Source organism: Alteromonas sp. MmMcT2-5, assembly GCF_022348315.1.
In the GTDB taxonomy this organism is placed as follows: domain Bacteria; phylum Pseudomonadota; class Gammaproteobacteria; order Enterobacterales; family Alteromonadaceae; genus Alteromonas; species Alteromonas macleodii.
The window spans coordinates 1-1,316 of sequence record NZ_JAKRFB010000140.1; the positions used below are offsets into that span (position 1 = coordinate 1).

General features: G+C 45.7%; 2 protein-coding genes. Both read right to left on the reverse strand.

Annotation, left to right across the window (positions count from 1 at the left end):
- Positions 1-9: 9 nt before the first annotated feature.
- Positions 10-675: a transposase gene (locus MHN09_RS21315; protein ID WP_239241849.1), complete on the reverse strand. Its 666-nt coding sequence runs from the start codon at positions 673-675 to the stop codon at positions 10-12.
- Positions 668-1,222 carry a transposase domain-containing protein gene (locus MHN09_RS21320; RefSeq protein ID WP_239241850.1) on the reverse strand — a complete coding sequence of 185 codons (555 nt, stop codon included), beginning with the start codon at positions 1,220-1,222 and terminating at the stop codon, positions 668-670. Before MHN09_RS21320 ends, MHN09_RS21315 begins: the two co-directional genes overlap by 8 nt.
- Positions 1,223-1,316: the final 94 nt, after the last annotated feature.

Below are 1,316 nucleotides of genomic sequence, written 5' to 3' on the forward strand. Positions count from 1 at the left end.
TAATGCCAGTCAGTTAAGCTGACTGGCATTTTTCTTTGTGGGGTATTTAGTCGGTCTTTTCCTCACTACTCTGGGGTAATACCTGTCAGGTCGTTTGTCAGGGAGCCTCATCATCCTCAGCGATTCCATTAGGTATTCATAGTGAGCGGGCAGTTTAGTTACTGTCTCCGGCAATGTGGTCAGGAAGAATACAATGATATGTCTCATACAGAGACCAAAGCTAAGGCGGGAAGGAGATAATTCCGGCATGTCTTTTACGGCATCCAGCATCATCATTCTAATCAGGTTGTAGGCTACCAACAGCCCCCAGAGTTCCTGTCGAACCATCTCAGGTTTCTTGCTGCGCAGTGTCAGTTTTGCCTGATGTAGTGTCTGTTTCATTTCTCTGAAGCCCAGTTCGATTTCCCAGCGTTGAACATACACATTGACAACTTCTTCGTAGGGAAACTGCATTGCATCGACCATTGAACTGAGCACGCGGTAAGACTTTCCATCTACTTTGTAGCGGGTCAGTCTCGCTTCAATGGTTTCGGGTAAACCATCAAATTTCTTCCTGGCTTGAGGAGAGGTTTTAAGCGTGATAACAGCATCATCCTCGCTGAGTTGATGTCTCACAGTATACTGTAAATCTTTACGGGCGGGGAGCATCCAGTGCGTATTAACACCTTTAGTCATCCACAAGTACAGTAGCCCCAGCGAATAATACCCTTTCCATCAGACTACACATGCGTACCTGTGGGTACGGATTATCACCCTTAGCATTCCGGTCACAACCAAATGCATCAAGGTTCTCAGCAGTATCCTGAGCACGGAACATTACGCCGTCAACCGCCAGTACATTTAAACCACACCACTGTTCAAAGGCATATTCAGTGAATGCCCGCTGTGCCATCAATTTGAAGACGTGACCGACAGCATCATCACCCAACCTTTGGCGGGCTTGTACCACTGCACTCGGAGCAACAAAGCGGTTTTTACCCGGAAGCGAAACATTGAGTTTATTCGCGATGTCCCAGACAGGATCGTTACGAAAAAGACTCATGCCGACAATGGTTAAAACTACCGAATCTAAAGGCAAACGGCGACGTCTGACAGTCGCCACACCTGATAGCTCATAGGCTTGCTGAAGAAGTTCAGGGTCAACAAACGACATCAGTTTATCGATGGCATTTAAATCTTCTGCATGGCTGAATGTTTCATCGAGGTTTGTAAGTAAAGACATTAAAAAATCCGATACCAGAGACTGATATCGGATTTTGAAGCCTTAAAAAGATCGGTCAACCGATCATGAAAATTTTCTTAACTGATCGGCATTA